The sequence below is a fragment of the Xanthomonas cannabis pv. cannabis genome (assembly GCF_000802365.1).
GTDB lineage: Bacteria > Pseudomonadota > Gammaproteobacteria > Xanthomonadales > Xanthomonadaceae > Xanthomonas > Xanthomonas cannabis.
This window is the reverse complement of the sequence record NZ_JSZE01000024.1, coordinates 31,798-56,047: the sequence shown is the minus strand read 5'-3', so window position 1 is coordinate 56,047 and position 24,250 is coordinate 31,798. Positions and strand designations below refer to the sequence as shown.

Here is a 24,250-nt window from a genome sequence, read left to right as displayed (position 1 = left end):
CATCGATAAACGCTATTCCAAAGGTCTTGGCGAGGGGCGCTGATACTTGGAAAACGTCTTGTGCAGTGAGGCGGCGCGCTCGTCGGCAACGACGTTTTCAACACTGCTCAGGCCACGCGATGCGATGACGGCCGAGGCTTTTGCATCGCCCAGCAGATAGGCCAGACGCAGGTAAGCCAGGCTGTCGACCAGGTTCTTGTTTGCGGTGTCGCTGACGTACACGTCCGACAGCCCGTAGTACGCATACAGGTTCCCCGCCACCGCGGCCCGCCGCAGGATGTCGATGCCCTGATAAAAACGGCCCGCCAGCGCGGTCTTTTTGCCGTAGATCACCGTTGCGGGCTGGTTGCCTGCCTGCGACTCGGCCTTGAGCTGATCCAGCGTCAGGGTTTCCAAGCGGGCCAGTTCGTGCTCCGTCGGGTAGCCGTGGCGCAGCAGCCACTGCGCCTCTGCATCGGAGTTGGCGATCAACGGCCCACCGGCCGGGCAGGCATTGGGGCCCTGCGGGCAGAGATAGCGCCTTGCCTGCTGGCTTACAGCGGGCGGCCTGCTGTTGACCGCTTGGTCGGGCGGTAGTGCGGCGGCGTTGCCTTGGGCGGTGTGGGACTGGCTGCTGCCCGCGCCGATGTGGGCGCCTTATCGGCTTGTGCGGGCTGGTCTTTGTCTGCGCAGGCGGCAAGCGCAAGGCACAGCGCTGCCAGGGGCAGGAGTTTGGTGACGTGCATGGGCCATCCGTTGCGGGCTGCAGTGGTATCGCCTGATGTTGCTTGATCCTGGGCCGCGATGCGACTGCATCCCCTGAGTGCGGGCCTGCGCTGGCCTTCAACGCCTGGCACTTCCCCTGGGTGCACCTCCCCATCGCGGCGCAGCGCACGCCGCCATTTGAGTTCCGCGACCTCCGCCTACGCCCCTGACCAGCGTTGTGCCCAAGCGGCGCCCGGCCGTGGCTGCGTCGTCCTGGCTCGCGCGGCTGCCGCAACGCAGCAAAGCGGACGCGACAGCAGCCGCCAAGCCCGTCTTTAAGCCCTAAAACGCACTGATCTTTGCGAAATCGGTCTGCTTGAGACGTTTCGCAACCCTCTTCTTACTTTTCCCGTATACCGTGACTAGCATCACACTTAATTGTGACCTGCGTCTCACTAAACGACGAGAAGAGGGATCTGGCGATGGACAACGGGATGGGGCTGCAGACGCAGCCGCTGGGAGCGCGGGTTGGGGCAGCAGGTGAGCCGTGGGCTGCGCTGCTGCCGGGATTGACGCGGCTTGCAGGTGACGCCCGCCCGGCCGCATTGCCTGGCGCAGCTGCGCCGGCCACCGACGCCATCAGCCTCAAGCGCCTGCTGCGCAAGGGCGCGCGCGGCCTGCTGCGCACCCTGCCCTGGCGGCACCAGGACCGGCTGTACTACCTGCACACCTTCGGCCGGCTGCCGGATCTGTACGCGCCCAAGTGCTTCAACGAGAAGATCCTCTACCGCAAGTGCGTGCACGGCGATTACCCGCTGTACCGGCGGCTGGCAGACAAGTTTGCGGTGCGCCCGTATGTGGCGGCCAGGATCGGCGAGGCGCACCTGATCCCGCTGCTGCTGGACAGCACCGACCCGCAGGAGCTGCTGCGCCTGCCCCAGTGGCGGCAGACCGTGATCAAGGCCAACCATGGCGCGGCGATGGTGGAGGTAGTGCGCGATGAGCCCGATGCGCAGCACAAGCGCCGCATCATCGAGCGCTGCGGCCAATGGCTGCAGACCGACTTCTCCGACAAGGTGCGCGAGATCCATTACCGCGATATTCCGCCGCGCATTCTGGTGGAGCAGTACATCGGCGATGCGCAGCAGGTGCCGGTGGACTACAAGTTCCACATGTTCCGGCAGGTGGACGGCAGTTTTCAGTACGTGCTGCAGGTGATTTACGGGCGCTTCGACACGCCGAAGTTGGGCATGACCTTCTTTGTGGGCAACCTGCACGAGGCCTTTCACCGCATCCGCGACGACGGGCGCGCACCGCCCTGCGCGCCGGCGCTGCTGGAACAGGCGTTGGAGCTGAGCAAGCTGCTGGCAAGTGACTTCGATTACGTGCGGGTGGATTGGTACATCCAGCACGGGCAGGTCTATTTCGGCGAGCTGACCTTTACCCCGGGTGCGGGGCTGGTCACCGGCCTGGACCGCGGGCTGGACCGGATGATGGGCGACATGTGGGTGCAGCGGCGTGCGCCGGTGGAAGCGGCGTTTCCCACGCAGGGTTTGGGCGCCAGCGCGCGGGTGCCGGTGCGGTGAGAGCGCTCGCCCGCCCCGTTCGGGCGGCAGGCAACTGACAGCGTGGCCTGAGCGCAGCACGCCTTTGCCTGGCATTGCTTGCTGCATGCGCGGCGCGCTCGTCACCGCAACGCGCTGCTGCGATGACGATTTGAGCGTGCCATATGCAGCGCGGCGTTTTATCCGCGCGCCTTCAGATGCAGCATGGGGTGATGCGCATACTGGCCGACACCGTGTTTGATGATCGGGTCCTGTGCGGTGATGGCGGCAATGTCCTGGTCGTCGGCAATCTGATACAGCGATAGACCAAAGCCGCCGGTTTCATCGATGACCGGGCCATGCGCCAGCAGCACGCCCTCGGCCAGGCGCTGGTCCAGAAACGCGGCATGCTGCTGCATCAGGGCTTTTTCCTGATCCGACATGGTGGCCAGAAAGTCCGCGCGCGGCGGGATGAATTTGCAGAAATACGCTTTCATTCTGGTGTACTCGTGGCAAAGGGGATGCGTCACGGCTTTAGCAAAGCCGTTGATCGGGTGATAACACGGGGGTTTTGCGCGGTTTACTTAATTGAATCAGCAGCTGGATTGGCGTTGCATGTAACGCACAGCACTCAGGCTGTTTTGATGCTTTTGAAAATCGCGCCTTCAAACATCTTTGGCAAGTAACTCTGCAGGAACAGGATCATGCCGGTCATCTTTCCGACCGGGTTGCTGAACTTGGGGTCCTTGGCCTGGATCAGCTTCTGGATGGTGTCCACCACGGCATCCGGTGCTTCTGCGGTGTCGATTCCCTTCTGGGTCGCTGCATTGGCCTGCCTGCGGTAAGCGTTGTAGTCGGAAATGGGGTTGCCGGCGGCAGGCACTGCGTTATGGCCCAGATTGGTCTTGAACCAGACCGGCTCCACCATGTTGACCTTGATATTGAACTGGGCAAGTTCGAACCGCAGCGATTTGAAATACCCCTGCACCGCGTGCTTGGAGGCCGCGTAATACGACAGGTTCGGCGGCCCGATCAGCGCCACGATGGAGCTGACAGTGATGATCTGCCCGCTCCGTTGCTTGCGGAAATACGGCAGCAGCGCGTTGGTGGTTTTGACCGTGCCCCAGAAGTTGGTTTCAAACTGCTGGCGGCCCACGTCGATGGCGGTTTCTTCGGCGATACCGGTGACCATGTAACCGGCGTTGTTGACCAGCACATCCAGGCGGTCGACCGATTGAAACAGCGTGGTGGCAAACGACTGGATCGAGGCGTCATCGTCGATATCCAGGCGCAGCAGCTTGAACGGCAGCTTGGCCTGGTGCTTTTCCGGCTCGCGGCTGGTGCCGATGACGTTGAAGCCCTGCTTATGCAGGTTGGTGGCCAGCAACAGGCCAAACCCTGAGGATGCGCCGGTGATCAGCACTGTCTTTTTCATCGTGGTGTCTCTGAAGAAATGCGGTTTAGGGAAGGTGGAGAAACGTCGCCAGCCATCGGCGTGCAGCTGCGCGGTGCCTGACGCTGACCTGCATTGCGGTGTGCGTTGATGCGGATAGATGCCGCGGTTGCCGCCGCGGCCTGGGCGCCCGTCACCTGCCTGAAACGCGCGGTTGGACTACCCATGCGCCGCATGCTAGTATCGATTTGATAGTGAGTCAATACGGAAATGATATGAACTCAAAAAATGCGTCGGACAGCCTGTGCCCGATCGCACGCAGCCTGACCTTCCTGGGCGATGCGTGGACGATGCTGATCCTGCGTGACGCCAATTCCGGGCTGACCCGCTTCGATCAGTTCCGGCAGAGCCTAGGGATTGCCCCGACCATGCTGACCAAGCGGCTGGCGACGCTGACCGAGGAGCGGCTGCTGGAAAAGCGCCTGTATTCCACCCGCCCGCCGCGCGAGGAGTACGTGCTGACCCAGGCAGGGCGCGATTACCTGCCGGTGCTGTTCATGATCGGCGCGTGGGGCAGCAAACACCGTGGCGAGGGCAAGCTGCTGCGTTTTCTGGATGCGGAAACCGGCACCGAGCTGCAGCCGGTCGCCATCGACGCAGTCACCGGTGCAGAGATCGGCACACGCGAGATCCGCATGGTGATGCCGGAGTAAGCGCGGCGGCGTGGTTGATGGCTCTCAGCATGCGTTGACGCCTGACGCGCTACCCTCGCGCGCCCTGGCTGCCCCGACCTGGGCGACTGCGTGACGCATTGGCGTCATGTTGCGCGCCGATGTCGAGGACAGCCACGCCGCACTTCCAATCACTACAAGGACGTCACCGTTGTCGCACGTTTCCCTACGCCGCTTCCTGCCGCTCGCCTGTCTGGGCCTGCTGTCTGCCTGCAACGGTGGCACGGCCACCCCCAGCGCGCCGCGCCCGGAGTCCGAGCACTTCACCCTTGCCGAGCTGCAGCAGCTTGGCTGCACCGTCACCGCCACGCCCAAACGCGATGTCCGCAAGATCCCGTTGCTGGGCGAGGTCGATGGCTATGGCGTGACCAGCACCAACGCCTGCGCGACCCACATGATCAGCCTGCTGCAGCCGATGAGCTACGAGGACGCGGTGTGGGAGGGCGCACGCAGCGCCGCCGGCACCTTTGCCAAGGAGCACGGGCTGGAGCGCGAGAGTTATGAAGGCCGGCTCGGTGAGTACAGCGAGATCGAGGTGTTCAGCCGCGGCGGCAAGCCGGTGGGCTTTGAATACAACGTGCAGGCAAAGGGCACCTTGCATTCGGTGGTCGTGCTCTCCGACAGCATCGCGCCGGATACGGCGTTCGAAGCGGTGATGAAGACCAAGCTGTGAGGGTGTGAGCCTGACTGACAACCGTTAGCTGGCGCGCCAGATCAATGATAAAGTGGCTACCACCTAATCGTTAACTGGATAACGCCATGACGACTCTGGTCAAGCTTGCGACCGCACGTGCCCTGGTCGACGCCAGTGCGGTCAGGCACGCATCGGTCATCGGGGAAGCCGGTGCCTGGACCGTGCAATTGCAGACCCATGACCAGACCCGTGTGCTGGCCACCAAGGCGAATGCGCCGCGCCGGTTTGGCAGCTTCGAAAGTGCGTTGAAGGTCTTGCGCGAGATGGGCATGCCATTGGACGTGCTTCACGTGGACGCTGCGCAGTGGGACGCCGAGGGCGGCAATGCGAAGCGCCGGCCTGACCGCTCCGAGGCGATGAAGGTCAAGGAGTTGGATGCACGCTATGCGGTGTCGCTACGCACCCAGACCGAGCATGCCCTGGCCGACCCCCGCCCCGCACTCTCCAGCGCGCAGGCGAAGCAGCAGATGGAGACGCTCAAGACGCAACACCGTGCGGCGCTTGAGGCAGCCCTGGCTGCAAAGGGCACGCGTGCGTGAGCGTGGCCTGGAAGCAGAGCGCGCTGGATGCGCGCACCGCGTTGCTCGCTTCAGCATTGGCGCGCGCGATCGAAATCTCCGACCCGCAGATTTATTTCGCCGCATGTGAACAGGACGACCGGATCGAAACCGAGGGCGACGCGCTGGATGGTGCCGCCACCTATCACTCTGGGCCACTGCCGGGAACGCGTTTGTACACCTGCCAGGACGGCAGATATCTCTTGATCTACACACGCGACGGCGACGATGTGCTGATCCTTGCCCTCGTACCTGCGCGCTCTGATTGGAAGCCGACGTAGTCAGGCGATCAATAGATCCATGACGCGTCGATGCTACCGAGCGATGGGCATACGCGACTGCTCGACGACATCGACAGCGCGCTACACCCCACCCAAGGGCTGCAGGCACAACCAGATCGCGCACCAGTGCGAGAGCGCGCCACCCAGCACGTGGGCGTGCCAGATGGCGCGGTTGTAGACCAGCGACTTGCGCACGTAGAAGGTGACGCCCACGGTGTAGAACGCGCCGCCGGCGGCAATCAGCCACAGCACGGTGCTGTCCAGGCCGGCGAGCAGCGGCTTGATCACCACGATGCCGGCCCAGCCCAGCAACAGGTAGATCACCACCCAGAAGCCCTTGGCGATGCCGGGCAGGAACAGCTTGGCGAACACGCCGAACAAGGCCACGCACCAGACGCTCAGGATCATGCTCCAGCGCCAGCTGCCATCGAGCGCGACCAGGAAGAACGGCGTGTACGAGCCGGCAATCATCACGAAGATGCCGGCGTGGTCGAACTTGCGCAGCATCGGTTGGCGCTGCGGCGGGGCGAAGTTGTAGGCCGCCGAGCAGGCAAACATCACCAGCAGGCCCAGCGCATACACGCAGGTGGCCACCACCATGGTCTGGCTGGCGTGCGCGCGCCACACCATCCAGGTGCCGCCAACAATGGCCAGGAACAGGCCGGCCGCATGCACGATCACATCGGCACGGCGGGCGGCAGGGGTCTTGTAGTGCGGAGCTGTGACGTTGGCAGACACGGGCACGGCGGTTCTTCGAGGTGGGGGAGCCCACTCACATGCAAGGCGGCCATGACGCAGTGGGGGCAACAGGATACCCGGCTTGCTGAATCCGCTCAGTGAGGCAGGCTGGGCGCGCGGGCGCCGGTCTCATACCCTGAGACATCCTTTTTGTTTGATCTCCCGCTTTGGGAGCCTTTGCCGTATGCCTCCGTTTGCCCTCGCTCCCCGCACCGAAACCGCCGAACGCGCGCTGGCCACCACCGACGGCCGCCCCAGCCGCGACGGCGCACTGCTCACCGAACGCCTGGAGCGCCGCTACCACGACCGCATCACCGGCAGCTTCACCCTTCCCGGGCGCGAGGGAAGCTACGCGCCGATTCCCGACGATGTGCCCAGCGCATTGGCCGATGCCCTGCACGCGCGCGGCATCAGCCAGCTCTACAGCCACCAGGCCGATGCGTGGGCGGCCACCCAGCGCGGCGAGCATGTGGCGATCGTGACGCCCACCGCCTCGGGCAAGTCGCTGTGCTACACGCTGCCGGTGGTGAGCGCGGCGATGACCAGCGGCGCCAAGGCGCTGTACCTGTTCCCGACCAAGGCGCTGGCGCAGGACCAGGTGGCCGAACTGCTGGAATTGAACCGCGCCGGCGAGCTCGGGGTGAAGGCCTTCACCTTCGACGGTGATACGCCCGGCGATGCGCGGCAGGCGATCCGGTTGCATGGCGATATCGTGGTGAGCAACCCGGACATGCTGCACCAGGCGATCCTGCCGCATCACACCAAGTGGGCGCAGTTCTTCGAGAACCTGCGCTATGTGGTGATCGACGAGATCCACACCTACCGCGGCGTGTTCGGCAGCCATGTCACCAATGTGCTGCGCCGGCTCAAGCGCATCTGCGCGTTCTATGGCGCCACCCCGCAGTTCATCCTGTGCTCGGCCACCATCGGCAACCCGCATGCGCACGCGCAGGCCCTGATCGAAGAGCAGGTGCATGCCATCACCGAATCCGGCGCACCCACCGGCGACAAGCATGTGCTGTTGTGGAACCCGCCAGTGGTCAATGCGGACCTGGGCCTGCGTGCGTCGGCGCGTTCGCAGAGCAACCGCATTGCGCGCATCGCCATCAAGAGCGGGCTGAAGACGCTGGTGTTCGCACAGACGCGCTTGATGGTGGAAGTGCTGACCAAGTACCTCAAAGACATCTTCGACCATGACCCGCGCAAGCCGGCGCGCATCCGCGCCTACCGCGGTGGCTACCTGCCCACCGAACGCCGCGAGGTGGAGCGTGCGATGCGCGCCGGCACCATCGACGGCATCATCTCCACCTCTGCGCTGGAGCTAGGCGTGGATATCGGTGCACTGGACGTGGTGATCCTCAACGGCTATCCCGGCAGCGTGGCGGCCACCTGGCAGCGCTTCGGCCGCGCCGGGCGGCGCCAGCAACCGGCGCTGGGCGTGCTGGTGGCCAGCTCGCAACCGCTGGACCAATACGTGGTGCGGCACCCGGATTTCTTTGCCGATGCCTCGCCCGAACATGCGCGCACCGCGCCGGACCAGCCGCTGATCCTGTTCGACCACATTCGCTGCGCGGCGTTCGAATTGCCGTTCATTGCAGACGAGCCGTTCGGGCCGATCGACCCGCTGGTGTTTCTGGAAGCGCTGGCCGAAAGCGAGGTGATCCACCAGGAAGGCGACCGCTGGGAATGGATTGCCGACAGCTACCCAGCCAACGCGGTGAGCCTGCGCTCGGTGGCGGACGGCAACTTCGTTGTGGTGGACAAGACCGACGGCAAGCAACAGATCATCGCCGAGGTGGATTATTCGGCCGCCGCGCTCACCTTGTACGAAGGCGCCATCCACATGGTGCAGAGCACGCCGTACCAGGTGGAGCGGCTGGATTGGGAAGGCCGCAAGGCGTATGTGACGCGCACGCACGTGGACTACTACACCGACAGCATCGACTACACCAAGCTCAAGGTGCTGGACCGCTTCGACGGTGGCGTGGCCGGGCGCGGCGATTCGCACCATGGCGAAGTGCATGTGGTGCGGCGCGTGTCCGGCTACAAGAAGATCCGCTACTACACGCATGAAAACATCGGCTACGGGCCGGTGAATCTGCCCGACCAGGAACTGCACACCACGGCGGTGTGGTGGCAGTTGCCGCAGGCGACCCTGGGCAAGGCGTTTGCGTCCAAGCAGGATGCACTGGATGGATTCCTGGGCGCGGCCTATGCCTTGCACGTGGTGGCCACGGTGGCGGTGATGGCCGATGCGCGCGACCTGCAAAAGGCCGTGGGCAACGGCGACGGCGCCTGGTTTGCGGTGGCCGACCAGACCGGGCGCGGGCAGCTGCGCGGCGTGGAAGAAGGCGACGCGGCCACGGTGGAATTGCAGCAGGCATTCGTGCCCACGGTGTACCTGTACGACAACTTCCCCGGCGGCGTGGGCCTGAGCGAGCCGCTATGGCTGCGCCAGGCCGAGCTGCTGCAGCGCGCGGACGAGTTGGTGCGGCGCTGCGATTGCAGCGCCGGTTGCCCGGCGTGTGTGGGCCCGGTGCTGGCCGCGCACGAGGAAGGCAAGGGGGAATCGCCGAAGTCGCTGGCATTGACGGTGTTGGCGTTGTTGTTCGATCCGGATGCACCGCTGCGGCATGCCACGCAGGTGGACGACGACCTGGCGCTGGACGTACTTGCATGAGTGTGAGTGCGGACCGGCTGCGCTTGCTGCGCCGGCAGGCCGGGCATGCGGATGTGCGTGCGCCTGCGGCGGGTGCCGACGGCGATGCACTGCAAGCTGCAGTGGCATCAAGTGCGAAGGAAGTGGAGGCCGCACGGGTCGGTGAGGTCACGCAGCCGGCTTCCGGCGCGGCCACGCAGGGCATGCCGCCTGCACCCGGTGATGCTCCGGGTGTGAGCGCGGAACGCCTGCGCCTGCTGCGCCGTCAGGTCGGCGGGCTGACGCCTGCATCGCGCAAGGACGATGCGGTGATGCCGACACGTGCGCAGCGTGCAGCGGTCTCCAGCACCGCGTCACCCGCTGCACGCTTGCCGTCGCGCGATACAGCCGCGACGCCTCATGACGCCGCGGCCGCTCGCCCGCACGAAGCGCGCACCGCACCGGCACTCACGCGCCGCACCTTGCAGTCGCCGGTTACGGCACCGCCTGCGCGTGACGCATCGGTGTTTGCGTGGGTGGAGCACGATGTGCGTCACAAGCCGGCGTTGCCATCGGCTGCCGACGCCGATGCCATCAACGCGGTGGATACGGAGATCGCACGCCATTGGCCAATGGCGCGCAGCGCAGCGACACCGTCGGCAACACCCATGGCGCCGACACCACCGCCGCAACCACGCGCCGACATTGCCGGCCTGCGCAAGATGATCGGCATGCGCGAGCGTGCGGTGTCGGCGCAGACACCCGTGCGCGCGCCATCGAACGACCGGCACCTGCCGGGAACCGAGATCGCGCCTGGCCTGCATCTGATCGAAGCGTTTCTGCCGCAGGCCATTCCGTGCGAGGCGCTCTCGCTGGCGTTTGCCAAACGCGACGATGCGGTCGACCCGCTGGACCTGCTGTTCTTCGACACCGAAACCACCGGCCTGGCCGGCGGCACCGGCACGCGCGCCTTCATGATCGGCGTGGCGCAGTGGTGCACCGATGCCATGCAAGGCAGCGGCCTGCGCGTGCGCCAGCTGATGATGTCCACCATGGCCGCCGAAAGCGCCATGCTCGACCTGTTCCGCACCTGGCTGACACCGCGCACGGTGCTGTCCAGCTACAACGGCCGCTGCTATGACGCACCATTGCTGAAGACACGCTACCGCCTGGCGCGGCGCGGCGACCCGATTTCTGCGTTGGACCATGTGGACCTGTTGTTCCCCACCCGCCGCCGGTATCGCGGCACCTGGGAGAACTGCAAGCTGGCCACCATCGAGCGGCAGCTGCTGCGCGTGGTGCGCGAGGACGACCTGCCCGGCTCTGAAGCCCCCGCCGCCTGGCTGAGCTACCTGCGCGGCGGCAGCGCGCGCAACCTGCGCCGCGTGGCCGACCACAACCACCAGGATGTGGTGACGCTCTCGCTGCTGATGCAACGCCTGGTGGCGGTCGAGGCGCAGGACCGCGAGGTGATTCCGTTGATGGACGCGGTGTAGGCATCGATGCCACACCGCGCTGAGGCACCGCTTTGCCTGCGTGCCGTGATCGGCACCAACGATAACCTGCTGATCCCGCTGCACCCTGCGGACGCGCGCACCGCGCAACGGTTGGAGACTGCACGTCAGGCGTTGATGAACCTGCCCCGGCTGCAGCGCCCGACTACACCCACTTCCAGTTCCATATCTCACTCGCCTACCTGTGCGAGACACTCGATGCCGCGGAGCAGGCGGACTACCGTGCTGCAGTGCGCGACTGGCTCAAGCGACTCGCGGCAGCGCGCCCGATCACCGTCCCGCATTTCCATTTGTACGTTTGCGACATGGATGCATTTCGGACAGTGCGGGAAGTTTGATGCGCGGAATGCAGCGATGCCGTTTAGTCCCTCTCCCACCGGGAGAGGGGTTGGGGTGAGGGTGCGCAATCTCGCTTGGTTAGGCCAACATTCTCGATCCAAGCACGTCCGTCGATTTTTGCAGTGCGGGAGCTGCGGTGCTTCCCCGCCCTGCCCCCACTCCGCGCTGGCAGCACAGGCACTCCAACGCGCGCGCGCAGGTTGATGTTGCACGTGATCGATCACGTGCCGACGCTGGCAGACACCGCATACGGCGTTGCACTAGATGCCCTCACCCGCCTCCGACACCTCGGTGGTCATCTGCCAGGCAGCAAACTCCTGCTCGAAGTCGCCCAGCGTCAGCAGCCCCATGCAGGCATGCGCGCCAATCGGCAGCGGCTGGCCAGCGGCGAGTTTGCGAACCAGCAACACCGCCGCGAAGCACGGAATTTCCGGCCCATGCAGCATGGGCGCGGTGAGGTCCCATTGCAGCTGCAGTGGATGCGCAGCACCCTGCTCGGCCGTGGCCTGTCCGGTACCGCGTAGCTCCACGCGCATGCCGCCCAGGTCGGTGCCGAAGCGGTTGAACCAGCGCGCGGCGTGCGCGAACACCTCGGCCAGGCGCTGCATCGGCAACGGCAGGCCGCAGCGGCGTAACCATGCGACAACAGCCAGGCAGCGCTGCAGGAACGCCACTTCCAGCGCCGCACGGAATTGCACGGTCTGCACGCCGGGATAGCGCTGCGGCAACAGCTCGTGATCGGGCACGTCGCAAGGCGCCGCCAGGCGTGGGGCGAGCTGGGCGAACCGCACGCGCGTGGGCCGTGCCCACCCCACCACCTGCTGCCAGCGGCCAGCCTGCCACCAGTGGAAAGGCGCGCCGCAGTACGACAGCACCGCACGCACCGTGGCCAGGCCCAGCGGCGTGCCCTGCGCGGGCGCGATGACCATGCGGATCTCCTGCAGCGCCGAAAAGCGCGGCAGCAGTGCGTCGATCACGGCGCTGGACAGTGCCGGCAAGGTGCTGGCCCCGCTGATCGCCACGCGCTGCGCCTGGCGTGCAGTGGCGTCCATCGCGCCGGCGAAGTCACGTACGAACGCACGGCCGTCGGCCAGATCGATGTAATGCATGCCGGCCTGCAGGCAGCTGCGCGCCACCGCGTAGTCCTGGCCCTGGAACGGGCCGGCGGTGTGCACCACCGCATCGGCGCCGGTGGCGGCCAGTTGCGCGGCAAAGTCGTGCGCATCGATATCCAGGCGGCAGGTAGAGATGCTGCCGGGTGCGATACCCGGCCACTTGGTCGCCACATCGCCCGGATGCCGCCCGGCTGCAATCACATGGATCCGCGCCGTTGCCGCCAGCGCACGCACGATGCGTGCACCGAAGTGGCCGAAGCCGCCCAACACCACTACCCGATACGTCATCGCCTGCTCGCCGTCTGTGTCTATGCACAGTATCGGCGAGCGCACCGTGTTACATGCACCTGCATCTGCACGCGCGGCGTGGCGCAGTGCAGCTAACCGGCGATGCGCGTCGCGCGGCCGCTTCTCAATGCTTCGCGCAACACCTTCAAGGCTTGCCGCGTCGCCAGCCTGGAAGCACCGGCCTGCTTGCTCGCCAACACGGCCTGCTGTTGCGCCAGGGCATGTTGCTGCTGCGCCAACGCCTGCAATGCATCGGGCGTGGCAGCGTGCTGCGCTGAGCTGGATGCAGCCGCCGATGCTGTGCTGGTCGAAGCCTGCAGCTGGCGCGGTTCGGCTTGTGCAGACAACTGCGCGGCGAGTGCGGCTTGCCGTTCGCTCAAGGTGTGCTGGCGTGCGGCTAATTTGGCCTGTGCGTCGGCCAATTGCTCGCTGCGCAGATGCGCTACGCCCAGCTGATGCAACAAGGTTGGATCGCGCACCAGGTATTGCTTCCCATCGGCACGAAACCACAGCACGCGCGCGCCATTGCCTGCGTAGCGTCGTGCCGTCTGCAGATCATCGGGCGTGCCGTGCATCACTTCGCGATTGCCGTGCACCAACACGTAGGCGTCGCCTTCGGACGGGATGCTTGCGGCCGCGTTACCGCAGGCTCTGTTCACGCTTGCAGGCAGGCGTGCGGGTGCTGCTGGTGCAACCGCTGCCGGGGATGCAATCGGCCTTGTCGGTGCAGGCGCAGCTGGCAACGCGCGAACTGCTCTAACCGCGGGCGTTGCTGATGCAGCTGCAGGCGACGCGGATGCGACCGGTGCGACTGGAGACATCGCAGGCGCGCGCAATGCAGAGGCACAAGACGAGGCCTGCGCGAAGGTCATATCAGCTACTGCTAGTGCAGCCGTTGCGCTGCCCACAGGCGAAACACGCGCGATGGAAACAACCGGCATTATCGAAGCACTGGCGGGAGCAGCCAGCAACGGCGCAGCAAGGGAGGTGCGTACGAGGGCAACCGCAGGTGCCGCAGAGGCGGTTGCGATCGCGGCGGGGCCGGTTGCTGCAGCAAGCGCCAGCAGCAACGCCGAACGCAGGCACAGCACTGGAACAGTGGTCTGGATCATGTGAGATCTCCACGAGAGGCACAGTGAGTTGGGTGCCGCCTGCGCAGGGCACGCAGGCGGATGGAACAGCGATCACGCGGCCACGGCGTTGCCGACGCTGCAGGCGTCGCTACGCAGGAGTGCCGGGCTGTGGCGGGCCCTTGGTGATGCGGGTGCTGCCTGTTCCCGACGCGAAGCCAGCGCGTTGCGTCGGCGGGTGCCTGGCGTCAGGACGTGCTGACTGCGGCCGCCTGTCTGCCGGCCGTGTACGGCCGGAACTGGAGTGAGGCTGCACGCCACGCGTTGCCGCTGTGGAGCTACCAGAGACCCGTGCTGAGGTGACGCGCGGTCTGCAACGACCCCACAACGGTTGGCTCTTTAATGTTCGGTCGCTGCGTCGCCTCGCTACCTGCAGCGGCCGGCAAGACGCTGCGCGCGGCCGTCAGCTGGTGCGATGGTGCGCTCAGCAGGCTGCGCCCGGAACCGGAGCAGGCACCTGGTCCATGCCGACCCCGGTCACCGGCCGTACCCGCCCGACGGTGAGCGCGGTGGCCAGGTTCATGGCTGCTAGTTGTTCTGCGCCTGTTCTGCCTCTGCTTGCGCTTGTTCGGCGTCCGCCTGTGCTTGCGCCATCTCGCGTTGCGCCTGCGCGGCTTCCCGTTGCCCGCGCGCAGCCTCGGCGCGGGCCTGACGTGCGGCCTGTTTGCCCATCTCGGCCTGCTGCCGGGACACCTCAGCCGCCTGTCGCACTGCAGCGGCGTACGCGTATTGCGCCTGGCGATGCTGCTGGGCCATGTCGCGGATCTGCTGCTCGGCTTCGCGCGCCTGCTGTTGCGCGTCCTGTTTGGCCTGCGCCAGTTCCGGGCCCAACGCCGCCAATTGTTCGCGTGCGTCCTGTAATGCGTCCTGCGCGGCCTGCATCTGGTCCTGTTGCAGTTCCTGGTCGTGGTCGTTGGCAGCGAGTGCATCTTGCAGCGCGGCCTGCGCGTCGCGCGTGGCATCGCGGCGGATGCGGTCCAGGTCGAGATTCCAGCCGCTATGCGTTGGATCTGCATCCTCGTCGTGGAGCGGCTCGGCGCCCAGCACATCGGCGATGACACCGTGCGCGGCAGGGGCAGCGGCGTGCGCAGGCGCCGCCGGAAGCGCGGGTGCAGGCAACGCGCTCATCGGCGCTGCAGCATCCGCGGGGCCTGCAGCGCTGCTGACCTGTGCGCGTGCAGCGCGTGGTGCTGCCGGGGTCGTTACCACAACCGGCCGCATGCCGGGGGACGGCGCCGGCACCGGCATGGCGACCAGACGCAGCGGCATCACCCCGCAGACGGCCACCGTGGCCAGGATGGTAGCGGCGGCCAGCCGCGGAAAGGCGCTGGTGTCCTGCAGCAGCAGCAGCCTGCGCTTCAAGCTCAGGAGCGAAGGCGACGCACTTGCCACGCCACCGAGCGGGCGCGGCGCCACGCCAAACTGCAGCAGCAACCGTCCATAGTCATGGCGGCAATGCCGGTGCCCGGCAACCACCGCGGCATCGCAGGCCGCTTCGCGGGCAATGGCGTACTCGCGCGCGGCCAGGTGCACCAGCGGATGGAAGAAGAACAGGTGCTGGGCCAGCGACGGCAGCAAGCCCCACCACAGGTCGCGGCGGCGCAGGTGGATCAGCTCGTGGGTCAGCGCCATGTCCAGGTCGTTGTCGGGCATCTGCGCCAGGCGCTTGGCCGGAAGCAGCAACACCGGCTGCCACGGGCCGATCAACTGCGGCGAATCGATCTGCGAGGACAAGCGCAACGCGGGCGGGCGCGACAAGCCATGCGCCTCGGCGGCCATGTGCAAGGCCTGCACCAGCGCGGTATCGGTGCAAGGCGTCGCCGCACGCACCAATGCGCGGCTACGCCGATAGGCGCGCACCGTGCCGGCCGAAACCACCAGCACGCCGGCCAGCCACAGCGCAAACACCCCTGCCGCCCAGGGCGACCAGGTGCTGAGGTGCATGGCCTGCGCGGTGGCACTGGCGGTGGCCGCCGTCGATGCCGCAGCGGCGGCGGTTGCCGCCGGCGCCACCGCCTCGGCGGTGCCCACTGCAGTGGCCACGGTGTGCGCCGGCAGCACCGGCAACTGCACCGGGCTGCTCCACACCAGGCCCACCACCGCCTGCACGCCCACCAGCCACCACAGCCAGGCCTGGGTCGCAGCCGGCAGGCGTCGCAGGCTGCGGCACAAGACCCACACCACCACTACCAGCACCGCGGTCTGCATGCTGGTGGCGCCAAGCTTCCATAACACCGCTTCGATCTGGGGCGACATGACTCAATCCTCCTTGCGCTGCGATTGCAGCTTGGCGACCAACGCTTCGAGTTCGGCCAGTTCGGTGTCGCTGACGTCGACGCGCTGCGACATCCACGCCACGAACGGCGACACCGAGCCCTGCAGGGTCTTTTCCACAAACTGACCCACCGCACCGCGCACCACATCGTCCTGGCCGGCGGTGGCGCTGTAGCGGTACATGCCGTCTACCTGCTTGCGGCGCAGAAAGCCCTTGGTGCGCAGGCGCTCCATCATGGTCAGCACCGTGGAGCGGGCAAGCCCGCGCGGCTCGCCGAAGGCGGCCGCCACTTCGCCCACGCTGGCATGCCGCTGTTCTTCGATGTGTTGCAGCAGGGCCAGCTCCTGGTCCCCGATGGTCTTGCCGCGCATGCCGCTCTCCCTGACTACAGTTGTCGCTACCGTAGCCGTGACTACAGCTGTCGTCAATAGGTCGGATGGCAGGGGGCCGGAGGTGCGGCTGCGGCTGCGGCTGCCGGATTAGGCCGAACGCAACGGCCGAGCGGAGAATGCCTCGGCCATGTTGTTGAACAGCAGGCCACCGCGTCGCTCAAGCGGTGGTACCAGCATCAACGCAAAGCGCCTGGCCCAACTTCGGCGACAGCATCGGGTACCGGCATCCGTTGCTCGTCAACTGCATCGCGATGTGCACGCCCGTGTAGCCGTGTGACTCGCCGGCGAGAGATACCGGCGCTTCGCAGCGTATGAGCGGAAATGCCCGCATTTACCTGAAGACCGGGATCGTTCCGGAAGCCGTGGTTCTGTCGCCTGCATCCTTCATTTTCTTTCCGAGCGCCCGGATGCGCTCTTCACCGATGGCCAGGGCCCGTGCGTTGGTGTGCACCGAGTAATAGCCAAGGTGCAAGGCGTGCGGATGTGGAATCGCCGAGCCAAGCACGAAGACGGCACTAGCCCTGCCACGTGCTTCAAGCACGATGGGTGCGCCGTCGTCGGCAAACACCACCAGGTCGCCGCGCTGCAGCGGTGTGCCGGCATCGAGCGTGCCGCTGGCAACGGCCAACCACCCCACCAGGTGACCGGCGGGCGGTTTATAGGTCCAGCGCTCGCCGGGCTTCAGTGTCACCAATAAGTAATTGATGCCGTCGGGAGCATCGACCGGACTTTGTGCGCCCTCGTAGTGACCGATCACCACATGCGCTGGCCCAACCTTGGCCATGTGCTGCGCTTGGATGTAGTGGCTCTGCGGCTCCGCCAGTTCCAATGCTGCCGGCAGTGCTAGCCATAGTTGGAAGCCCTGGATGCAGGAAGCATCGGCTGGTAGGGCCATCTCTTTGCCATGCCACACGCCACGGCCGGCGCGCATCCATTCCACGCCGCCATAGCCGATGGTGCCGCGACCACGTGCGGGGTCGTGGTAATGCATGCGGCCTTCGGTAAACACCGTGACGGTAGCGATCCCCGAATGCGGGTGCAGCGGCATGTCGGACATCGTATGGATGATGGGCCCTTGCGCATCGAAGATATCGAGGAAGACGAACGGTTTCAGGGCTTGCCCAAGGTCGGAGGGGCTCATGAGTCGCGTGATGGGCCCACCGGCGCCATTGCCGCGCGTCCGGTGGGTGATCGCACGGAGCGGCGGCGACGCAAGAGAAGCCAGCGGGGAAGAGATCGGCAGCGAAAGCGTCTTCATGGCGCGCTCCTGATCAGGCCGAGCGCACTGTGCGCAGCGCGGCCGTGACGCGTGCGCGATTCAACCAGGCGATCGTCGCGGTCACCACCATCAGGAAGATGGCCGGCACCGGGCTACCGCCGATGACGAACAGGTGCACGCCGGTCGCGACGAACATCATGGCCGCAAGCACTACAGCGCTGAAAGCGAATGTCGTCGGCAACAGCAACGCGATGGCGCCGATGATTTCGATCGCACCGGTGACGATGCGAAACCACTGGCCCAGACCGATGTGATCGAACACTTCGACCATCATCGGAACACCTGCCAGCTTGGCAGCACCGGCAGCGAAGAACGCCACGGCGGCGAAGAGCCGCAAGGTCCAGGACAGACCGTGAATGACACGCCCGGATGTGGCTTGCTTGGATAGGGAGGATGTAGGCATGAGATGTTGCTCCAGAAAAGATGGGCTGCGCTTGGTGATTGGCCGGCGTGTGCCGGACGAAGTGAGATCAGAGCGTTCCGCTCGGTGAAACGCTGGCCGTGCGTTCGCCCCTGAGCAAACTGTGGCGTCCCCATTGCCGCTAAGCTAGCCGCGTCAAGCGACATGCCGTGTCGCATAAACCGGAACGCCACATGGAATTCGAGGACCTGCGAACCTTCGTCGAGGTAGCCGACGCAGGCGGAGTGTCGCCAGCGGCCAGGCGCCTGGGCCTTGCCAAATCCATCGTCAGCCGTCGTCTGATCCGGCTCGAGCGAGAACTGGGGATACAGCTGCTCGCACGCACCACCCGCGGCGCGGCCGTCACCGAGGCAGGCGCGACATTTCGAGAGCACGCCGCGCGCATGTGCGCCGAGATGGATGCCGCACGCGAGACCATCCTGCCTGCCGGCGATCTGCGTGGCCGCCTGCGGATTGCGGCGCCGCTGACGTTCGGCCCCACGCATTTGGCCCCCGTGCTCGCCGAACTGGCCAGTCGGCATCCAGCGCTGCAGGTGCATGCCTGCTACAGCGATCGCTTTATCGACATCGTCGCCGAAGGCTTCGATTGCGCAATCCGGCTCGGATATCTCGCCGATTCAAACCTGGTTGCACGTCGCGTGGCGCCAATGCGTGGCAGCCTGGTGGCCACGCCCGACTACCTGCGCAAACACGGGGAACCCGACACACCTGCGGCACTGCTGACGCATGAGGCATTGTTGCAGGGTACGGAAAGCTGGCGGTTGATGGACGGCGACAAGATGGTGACGCTGCATCCACGCGGTCGCTTCAAGGCCGACAACGGCACCGCGATTGCCTCCGCTGCGCTTGCCGGCCTCGGCATTGCGGCACTGCCGGACTTTCTCATCGCCGATCACCTTGCCTCCGGTGCACTTGTCCGTGTCATGACCAGATATCCACCTCCGGAGGCCGGCCTGTATGTCGTTCGAGCGCCAGCCGCTCACCCTGCGCGCAAGATCCGTGTCTTGACCGATCTGTTGATGGAGCGCTTCGGCGGCGCTGTCTGAAGTTCAGTGGCGGCAACGCTTCAGAAATTTTCGTCCAGCGCCGCCACTGCAAAGGTGCGCGTTCCTGCGAGCGATGGCGCCATCGCTACCCCTTCAACACAAGCGATACGTCTGGATATCTGTCGCACATGAAATCCACGAAGGCGCGAACCTTGGGTGCAGCAAGACGCCTGGAGGTGTGCAACACCCACAGCGCCGGTTCCACGCCGGAGATCGTGCCCCATTGCACCAGTTCGCCACGCGCAAGTTGGTTCCATGCAATCGACTGCGGAATCAACGCCACACCACCAGCTGCAATTGCCGCGTCGCGGATCATCAGGAATGAGGAAAACCGCAGCCTTGGAATGGGCTCCAGGACCAGGCGCCCGTCATCGAGAGCCCATGTAGTCGGCTGGAAGCTCGACATCACGACAGCGGCAACGGGTGTGATCGTGCTGCTGGTAGGCATGGCGATGCCGGGCGCGGCCACGACCACCAGGCGATCCTTGGCAAAGCAGCGACCAACCAGGCTGCTGTCCGGGCTTGGGTTGATCCGGATGGCCACATCGTACTGTTCTTCCACCAGATCGACGGTTCGATCTTCCGCCACTACCTCAAGCACGATCTCCGGATAGGCCGCGCAGAACTCCGCGCCGATACGGCCCATCGCCAGCTGCGAGAACAGCGCCGGTGCTGCCACGCGCAGACGCCCGCGCGGCACAGAAAGGCCCTCGCGCGCGGCGGCCATGGCCTCGGCCACCTCGCTCAGCGGCACTTCGGTACGGTCCATCAGCAGTTGCCCCGCTTCGGTGAGCTTGAGGCCGCGCGGGCTGCGCTCCACCAGCCGCACGCCCAGGTGCTCTTCCAGCTCGGCAATGCGTCGCGACAACGTCGCCTTGGAGCGGCCACTGGCGCGACTGGCCTTGCCCAGGCCCTGGTTGGCAGCGACCAGCGCGAAATCGATCAGGGCATTGAGATCCATGGTGTTCCACATTTGAGACGGGTCGTCCACATCTTGGCGTCTTCGTACTGTCGGTGCAACGGCATATGGTTTCCCTACCGCGACGCACCGGCCACACCGCAACGCGCACCACTCCTCCCGCCGGCCAGTCGCGCTGACCCCGTCATTTCTCACATCACACCAGGAGATTCACCATGAGCATTCTCGTCACCGGTGCCACCGGCACTGTCGGTTCCCTCGTCACCCAAGGCCTGGCCGATGCCGGCGCACAGGTCACAGCGCTGGTTCGCCAACGGGGCAAGCGCTCCTTCCCGGCAGGTGTCACCGAAGTGGTGGCAGACCTCACCGACGTCGCGTCGATGCGCGCGGCACTGGCATCGGCGCGCACCCTGTTCCTGTTGAATGCGGTCACCCCCGACGAAGTGACGCAGGCACTGATCGCCTTGAACCTGGCCAAGGAAGCGGGCATCGAACGCATCGTCTATCTGTCGGTGATCCACGCCGACAAGTTCACCAACGTGCCGCACTTCACCGGCAAGCACAGCGTCGAACGCATGATCGAACGCCTGGACATCCCCGCAACCATCCTGCGTCCGGCGTACTTCATGCAAAACGAAGGCATGGTGCAGCAGACGATCACCGACTACGGCGTTTACCCGATGCCGATCGGCGCGAAGGGCATCGCCATGATCGATGCACGCGACATTGCCGAGATCGCCGTGATCGAACTGCTGCGCCGCGACCGCGCAGACGGCCCGCTGCCGCGTGTGACGCTCGACCTGGTTGGCCCGCAGGCGCTGACCGGCGCGGATGCTGCCAGGGTGTGGAGCGCAGCGCTCGGCCGTGAGATCGCCTACGCCGGCGATGACGTAGCGGCCTTCGAAGCGCAATTGGCTAGCTACGGTCCGTCCTGGCTGGCCTATGACATGCGCCTGATGATGGCCGGCATCCAGCGCTTTGGCATGCACGCGGCCGAGGGCACGGTTGAAACATTGCAGGCCATGTTGGGGCGCCCGCTGCGCAGCTATGCAGACTTCGTGCGCGAAGCGACGGCGTGGGCGTGATCGCTAATGCACAGCACGCGCGCACCTTGCGCGCTTGCTGTGCACCGTGCGCAAGAGGCCGCGCTGCATGCCATGACACTGCAGCGCGGCAGCGTTGCTTCACAGCGCAATCCGGTTTTCACCACGCGTGTTGCGCAACATCCGCCGATCGACACCGTCAACGCGCCTGCGCCGGCACCAGATCGAAGACCTGTTCGGTTGCCGCATCCACCGCAGCGCGCGTGTACAGCAGCGGAAAGTAGCGGCCCTGCAGCCACAGCGGTGCAAGGTCGCGGTAATGCGGGCTGGCCGGGTCGCCGGACTGGCCGGGGTAGTTCATGGCTCTTGAGTTGTCCCAGTTGCCCAGGTCGATGATCAGGCGTGCAGAAGGGCCGATGGTCTGGCGGAAATCGACCGGGTCGTAGCTGGATTGATTGGGCGTATACGGGCTGCCGCCCTTGGCGAACGGGCCGACATCGAGCAGCGTACGGTCGGCGCCGGCCACGGCGCTCATCGCATGCGAAACCTTGTTGGTGTGCAATGTTCCCCATTGCCATTGGCTGGGATCGGGGCCCTGCAGTGCGACCAATGCCTGGTACGCGCTGCGCAACGACTCCAGCAGCAGCTGGTCGCGGCGCGCTGCAGGCGTGGCACCGAACGCGGCGCCGGGATGCTAAAGCGCATCCAGCATGGCCGCGGCATCGGGCGCGCCGAAGCTGGCGGCTTCTGACGGGCGTAGTCGCAGCGCCTTGTAGGCATCGCCGAGGTAGCGGCTGAACCAGACCTCTTCCAGCGCTGCGGCAGCAGACGCTGCGCTGACCTCGCCATTCCATGGGCGCAGCAACGCGAGTGCGGCGCTTGTTGCAGGGTCCTGCGACTGCAGCGGCTTCAGCAGCGCGACCAGGCGCTGCGCCGGCAACGAGACCTGGTCGTTCTGCAATTTTTCCGAATCCTCCAAGGTCACCTTGGGCAGCTGCGAGAGCACCTGGGTGATGCGCGCATGACGTGCGTCGTTGGCCCACTCGAAGCCGAGTTTGCGCTGCGCAACAGGGTAGTCCTTAGGCAGGTTCATCTCGTTGGAGGTGGTGATGAAGCCGGTTTTGGGATTTTGTGACGAGGGCAGCGCGTCGTTGTTCCAGAAACCGTTCCACTCATACCGCCCATCGCCAGGCACCGGCAGCAAGCCATCGCCGTGATCGCGGCGCGGCGTCATGCCCGCAGTGGCCCAACCGATGTGTCCTTCGACATCTGCGTAGACCTGATTGACCGACGGCGCGCCCCAGTGCGCGAGCGCGGCCTTGAATTGCGCAAACGAGGCGCTGCGCAGATAACGCAGCGAACCCAGGTACGGCGCGGCGCCGGGCTGGCTCCATACCGACCGCAGCGCGTACGCCAGATGTCTTTCGGCATCGGTATAGATCACCGGCCCATGCCGGGTGAATTGCAGCGCCACCGTCACCGGGGCTGCGCCACGCACGGCAATCCGTTCGTGCTCGGTACGCAGCGGCTCCCACTGGCCCTGGTACCAGTACGCCGCGTTGTCGTCGGGGCGCAACCGATAGACGTACAGATCTTCCTGGTCGATATTGAAGATGGTCAGGCCGAACGCGCTGGTGCGGTTATGCCCGATCGCAATGCCGGGCGCGGTGGGCTCGCCGGCACCGATGATGTCCAGGCCGGGGCTGGAGAGATGCACGAAGTAGCGCAGGCTGGGCACGCTGTAGGCCCGATGCGGGTCGTCCGCCAGCACCGCATGGCCGGTGGCGGATTTTTGCGGCGCGATGACCCAGTTGTTGCTGCCTTCGGCGGAAGCTTCTTCACCAATGGTCGAAGGCCTTGCGGCAATTGCCGCAAGCGGCGTGTCGGCGCTCAGCTTCGGGCTTTGCGTTGCGAGCTCGTAGACCTTCAGCACGTCTTTCGGCAGGCAGGGGTGCAGGCCATCCGGCAACGCGGTGGTCCAGGCCGGCTGCAATGTCAGGCGCACCGCATCGACCGCCAGTGAGGCCTTGCAGGCCACATTGGCGCGCGCAACTTCGCTCTTGACGTTGCGGCTCAGGCCGGTGGTGCGGATGCGCAGCACATCCTCCGGCGCCCAGCGTTGCGGGCGGTACCCCAGCTTGCCGAATTCGTAGGGCAGCGCCTGCGGGTGGCCGTCCAGCCACGCGATATAGGCGTTGATGCCGGCCACGAAGCGGCCGACATCGCGCCGGGCGTCGGGCCCGTAGCTGTCCCATTCGCGCGCCATGTCGCCGCGGTAGAGGAACAGCCGCGCGGCGCGGTCCTGTTCGACGTACGCCGGCCCGAAGGCATCGGACAGCCGACCCAGGCCCTTGCGACGCAGCAGATCCAGCTGGAACAGCCGGTCGCGCGCCACGTTGAAGCCCTGTACGAAGAACGCGTCGTTGTCGGTCTTCGCATACAGATGCGCCACGCCCCAACGATCAACGCGAATCTGCGCCGGCTGTTCGAGACCGGCAACTGTCATGGTGGTCTGGCGGGGCAAGGGCGCTGCGCGCGCAACGGTCGGCACCAGCGCGCTGCAGGCCAGGCACAGTGCACACAGCAACGCGTTGATGGTCATGCTACCGATCCCCTTTGGTGACGCATCGCAGCCTGCGCCTGTCGCAGCATGGTGCGGCGCGCTACACCGGAAGCGCTAGCGTCGCAAGCGAATCGCCGTGGGCGATCATTGGCCCACCTATCTCAATGCAGTGATGACAGCTGGCGAGCCTGGGCAGGCTATCTGGAAGAAGGTGGCGCAGCATCTTCATGCCACACCAACAACGGGTTCTTCACGCTTGCGCCATTCTTCCGCTGGAGACGCCCGATGATTCGCACCCTCGCCCCGCTCGCCGCCGTGCTGCTGCTCTCGGCCTGTGCCTCCAACCAGGTCGCGCAGGTGCAGCCCATCGATGGGGCCATCTCCGGCCAATGCCATATCGAAAAGGTCCGCGGCATCGTGGGCCTGGCCGCAGCCGCGCAGACCATCGAGCGCGCGCGCGTGGACAGCGACAGCCTGCAGGTGAGCGTGCGCCGCGGCGAACGCACCACCGGCGGCACCACCGCCAGCGGCCTGGCCGACCCGGCGCAGGGTGCCAGCGAAAGCGGCGGTGATCACCTGAGCATCGAAACCGGCCCGACCAACAACATCACGGCGGTGTATTGCGGCTGAGGAATCGGGAATCGGGAATCGGGAATCGGGAATCGG

At 65.8% G+C, this 24,250-nt stretch carries 21 protein-coding genes and 2 pseudogenes; 11 read left to right on the top strand and 12 right to left on the bottom strand.

Features of this window, described 5'->3' with window-relative positions:
- Positions 1–12 precede the first annotated feature (12 nt).
- Complete coding sequence (locus OZ10_RS22815; protein ID WP_236726830.1) at positions 13–471, bottom strand: hypothetical protein; 459 nt, start codon at positions 469–471, stop codon at positions 13–15.
- Between the two features lie 707 nt (positions 472–1,178).
- On the opposite strand from OZ10_RS22815, the gene OZ10_RS06010 reads away from it, so the two are divergent.
- Positions 1,179–2,270, top strand: coding sequence for an ATP-grasp fold amidoligase family protein (locus OZ10_RS06010; protein WP_039411597.1), 1,092 nt, complete (start codon positions 1,179–1,181; stop codon positions 2,268–2,270).
- Positions 2,271–2,428: 158 nt separating this feature from the next.
- Here the strand turns inward: OZ10_RS06010 and OZ10_RS06005 are convergent, their stop codons facing one another.
- Complete coding sequence (locus tag OZ10_RS06005) at positions 2,429–2,725, bottom strand: YciI family protein (protein WP_039411594.1); 297 nt, start codon at positions 2,723–2,725, stop codon at positions 2,429–2,431.
- 134 nt (positions 2,726–2,859) lie between these two features.
- Entirely contained in the window at positions 2,860–3,663 is an 804-nt protein-coding gene (locus OZ10_RS06000; RefSeq protein ID WP_039411590.1) for an SDR family NAD(P)-dependent oxidoreductase, read from the bottom strand.
- Positions 3,664–3,896: 233 nt separating this feature from the next.
- Between OZ10_RS06000 and OZ10_RS05995 the strand changes: the two genes are divergently transcribed.
- From OZ10_RS05995 to OZ10_RS05980, 4 genes are all read left to right on the top strand, one after another.
- On the top strand, positions 3,897–4,334 hold the full coding sequence (locus OZ10_RS05995; RefSeq protein ID WP_039411587.1) for a winged helix-turn-helix transcriptional regulator: 438 nt from the start codon (positions 3,897–3,899) through the stop codon (positions 4,332–4,334).
- A gap of 169 nt (positions 4,335–4,503) precedes the next feature.
- Positions 4,504–5,025 (top strand): hypothetical protein, encoded by a 522-nt coding sequence (locus tag OZ10_RS05990; protein WP_052209972.1) that lies wholly within the window; start codon positions 4,504–4,506, stop codon positions 5,023–5,025.
- 86 nt (positions 5,026–5,111) lie between these two features.
- On the top strand, positions 5,112–5,585 hold the full coding sequence (locus tag OZ10_RS05985; RefSeq protein ID WP_230582055.1) for a hypothetical protein: 474 nt from the start codon (positions 5,112–5,114) through the stop codon (positions 5,583–5,585).
- Entirely contained in the window at positions 5,582–5,884 is a 303-nt protein-coding gene (locus OZ10_RS05980) for a plasmid stabilization protein (protein ID WP_039411584.1), read from the top strand. Before OZ10_RS05985 ends, OZ10_RS05980 begins: the two co-directional genes overlap by 4 nt.
- 81 nt (positions 5,885–5,965) lie before the next feature.
- On the opposite strand, the gene trhA is transcribed toward OZ10_RS05980, so the two are convergent.
- On the bottom strand, positions 5,966–6,628 hold the full coding sequence (trhA, locus tag OZ10_RS05975; protein ID WP_039411581.1) for a PAQR family membrane homeostasis protein TrhA: 663 nt from the start codon (positions 6,626–6,628) through the stop codon (positions 5,966–5,968).
- Between the two features lie 178 nt (positions 6,629–6,806).
- On the opposite strand from trhA, the gene OZ10_RS05970 reads away from it, so the two are divergent.
- The 3 genes and pseudogenes from OZ10_RS05970 to OZ10_RS20555 all read left to right on the top strand — a co-directional run.
- Positions 6,807–9,302, top strand: coding sequence for a DEAD/DEAH box helicase (locus tag OZ10_RS05970; RefSeq protein WP_039564145.1), 2,496 nt, complete (start codon positions 6,807–6,809; stop codon positions 9,300–9,302).
- Positions 9,299–10,756 (top strand): ribonuclease H-like domain-containing protein, encoded by a 1,458-nt coding sequence (locus tag OZ10_RS05965; RefSeq protein WP_039564144.1) that lies wholly within the window; start codon positions 9,299–9,301, stop codon positions 10,754–10,756. The genes OZ10_RS05970 and OZ10_RS05965 overlap by 4 nt, the downstream gene beginning before the upstream one ends.
- Positions 10,757–10,798: 42 nt before the next feature.
- A pseudogene (locus OZ10_RS20555) lies at positions 10,799–11,112 on the top strand (DUF1868 domain-containing protein); the annotation flags it as partial.
- Positions 11,113–11,373: 261 nt separating this feature from the next.
- Here OZ10_RS20555 and OZ10_RS05960 read toward each other — a convergent pair.
- The 6 genes from OZ10_RS05960 to OZ10_RS05935 form a co-directional block, all read right to left on the bottom strand.
- Positions 11,374–12,516, bottom strand: a complete 1,143-nt coding sequence (locus OZ10_RS05960; protein WP_039564143.1) for a saccharopine dehydrogenase family protein — start codon at positions 12,514–12,516, stop codon at positions 11,374–11,376.
- A 92-nt stretch (positions 12,517–12,608) separates the two neighbouring features.
- On the bottom strand, positions 12,609–13,175 hold the full coding sequence (locus OZ10_RS05955) for a hypothetical protein (protein ID WP_039414115.1): 567 nt from the start codon (positions 13,173–13,175) through the stop codon (positions 12,609–12,611).
- Between the two features lie 999 nt (positions 13,176–14,174).
- Entirely contained in the window at positions 14,175–15,902 is a 1,728-nt protein-coding gene (locus OZ10_RS05950) for a M56 family metallopeptidase (protein ID WP_039564142.1), read from the bottom strand.
- Positions 15,903–15,905: 3 nt separating this feature from the next.
- On the bottom strand, positions 15,906–16,292 hold the full coding sequence (locus tag OZ10_RS05945) for a BlaI/MecI/CopY family transcriptional regulator (protein ID WP_039564141.1): 387 nt from the start codon (positions 16,290–16,292) through the stop codon (positions 15,906–15,908).
- Positions 16,293–16,644: 352 nt separating this feature from the next.
- Positions 16,645–17,571, bottom strand: a complete 927-nt coding sequence (locus tag OZ10_RS05940) for a pirin family protein (RefSeq protein WP_039564140.1) — start codon at positions 17,569–17,571, stop codon at positions 16,645–16,647.
- A gap of 13 nt (positions 17,572–17,584) precedes the next feature.
- Positions 17,585–17,995, bottom strand: a complete 411-nt coding sequence (locus OZ10_RS05935) for a DoxX family protein (RefSeq protein ID WP_039414107.1) — start codon at positions 17,993–17,995, stop codon at positions 17,585–17,587.
- Between the two features lie 191 nt (positions 17,996–18,186).
- Here OZ10_RS05935 and OZ10_RS05930 point away from each other — a divergent pair, with 191 nt between their 5' ends.
- Positions 18,187–19,059 carry a LysR family transcriptional regulator gene (locus tag OZ10_RS05930; protein WP_039414104.1) on the top strand — a complete coding sequence of 291 codons (873 nt, stop codon included), beginning with the start codon at positions 18,187–18,189 and terminating at the stop codon, positions 19,057–19,059.
- An 85-nt stretch (positions 19,060–19,144) separates the two neighbouring features.
- Here OZ10_RS05930 and OZ10_RS05925 read toward each other — a convergent pair whose 3' ends face one another.
- Positions 19,145–20,020 (bottom strand): LysR family transcriptional regulator, encoded by an 876-nt coding sequence (locus OZ10_RS05925; RefSeq protein WP_039564152.1) that lies wholly within the window; start codon positions 20,018–20,020, stop codon positions 19,145–19,147.
- A 173-nt stretch (positions 20,021–20,193) separates the two neighbouring features.
- On the opposite strand from OZ10_RS05925, the gene OZ10_RS05920 reads away from it, so the two are divergent.
- Entirely contained in the window at positions 20,194–21,063 is an 870-nt protein-coding gene (locus OZ10_RS05920) for an NmrA/HSCARG family protein (RefSeq protein ID WP_039564139.1), read from the top strand.
- A 157-nt stretch (positions 21,064–21,220) separates the two neighbouring features.
- On the opposite strand, the pseudogene OZ10_RS05915 reads toward OZ10_RS05920, so the two are convergent.
- A pseudogene (locus OZ10_RS05915) lies at positions 21,221–23,623 on the bottom strand (penicillin acylase family protein).
- Between the two features lie 246 nt (positions 23,624–23,869).
- On the opposite strand from OZ10_RS05915, the gene OZ10_RS05910 reads away from it, so the two are divergent.
- Positions 23,870–24,214 carry a hypothetical protein gene (locus OZ10_RS05910; RefSeq protein ID WP_039414950.1) on the top strand — a complete coding sequence of 115 codons (345 nt, stop codon included), beginning with the start codon at positions 23,870–23,872 and terminating at the stop codon, positions 24,212–24,214.
- The last annotated feature ends 36 nt before the right edge of the window (positions 24,215–24,250 follow it).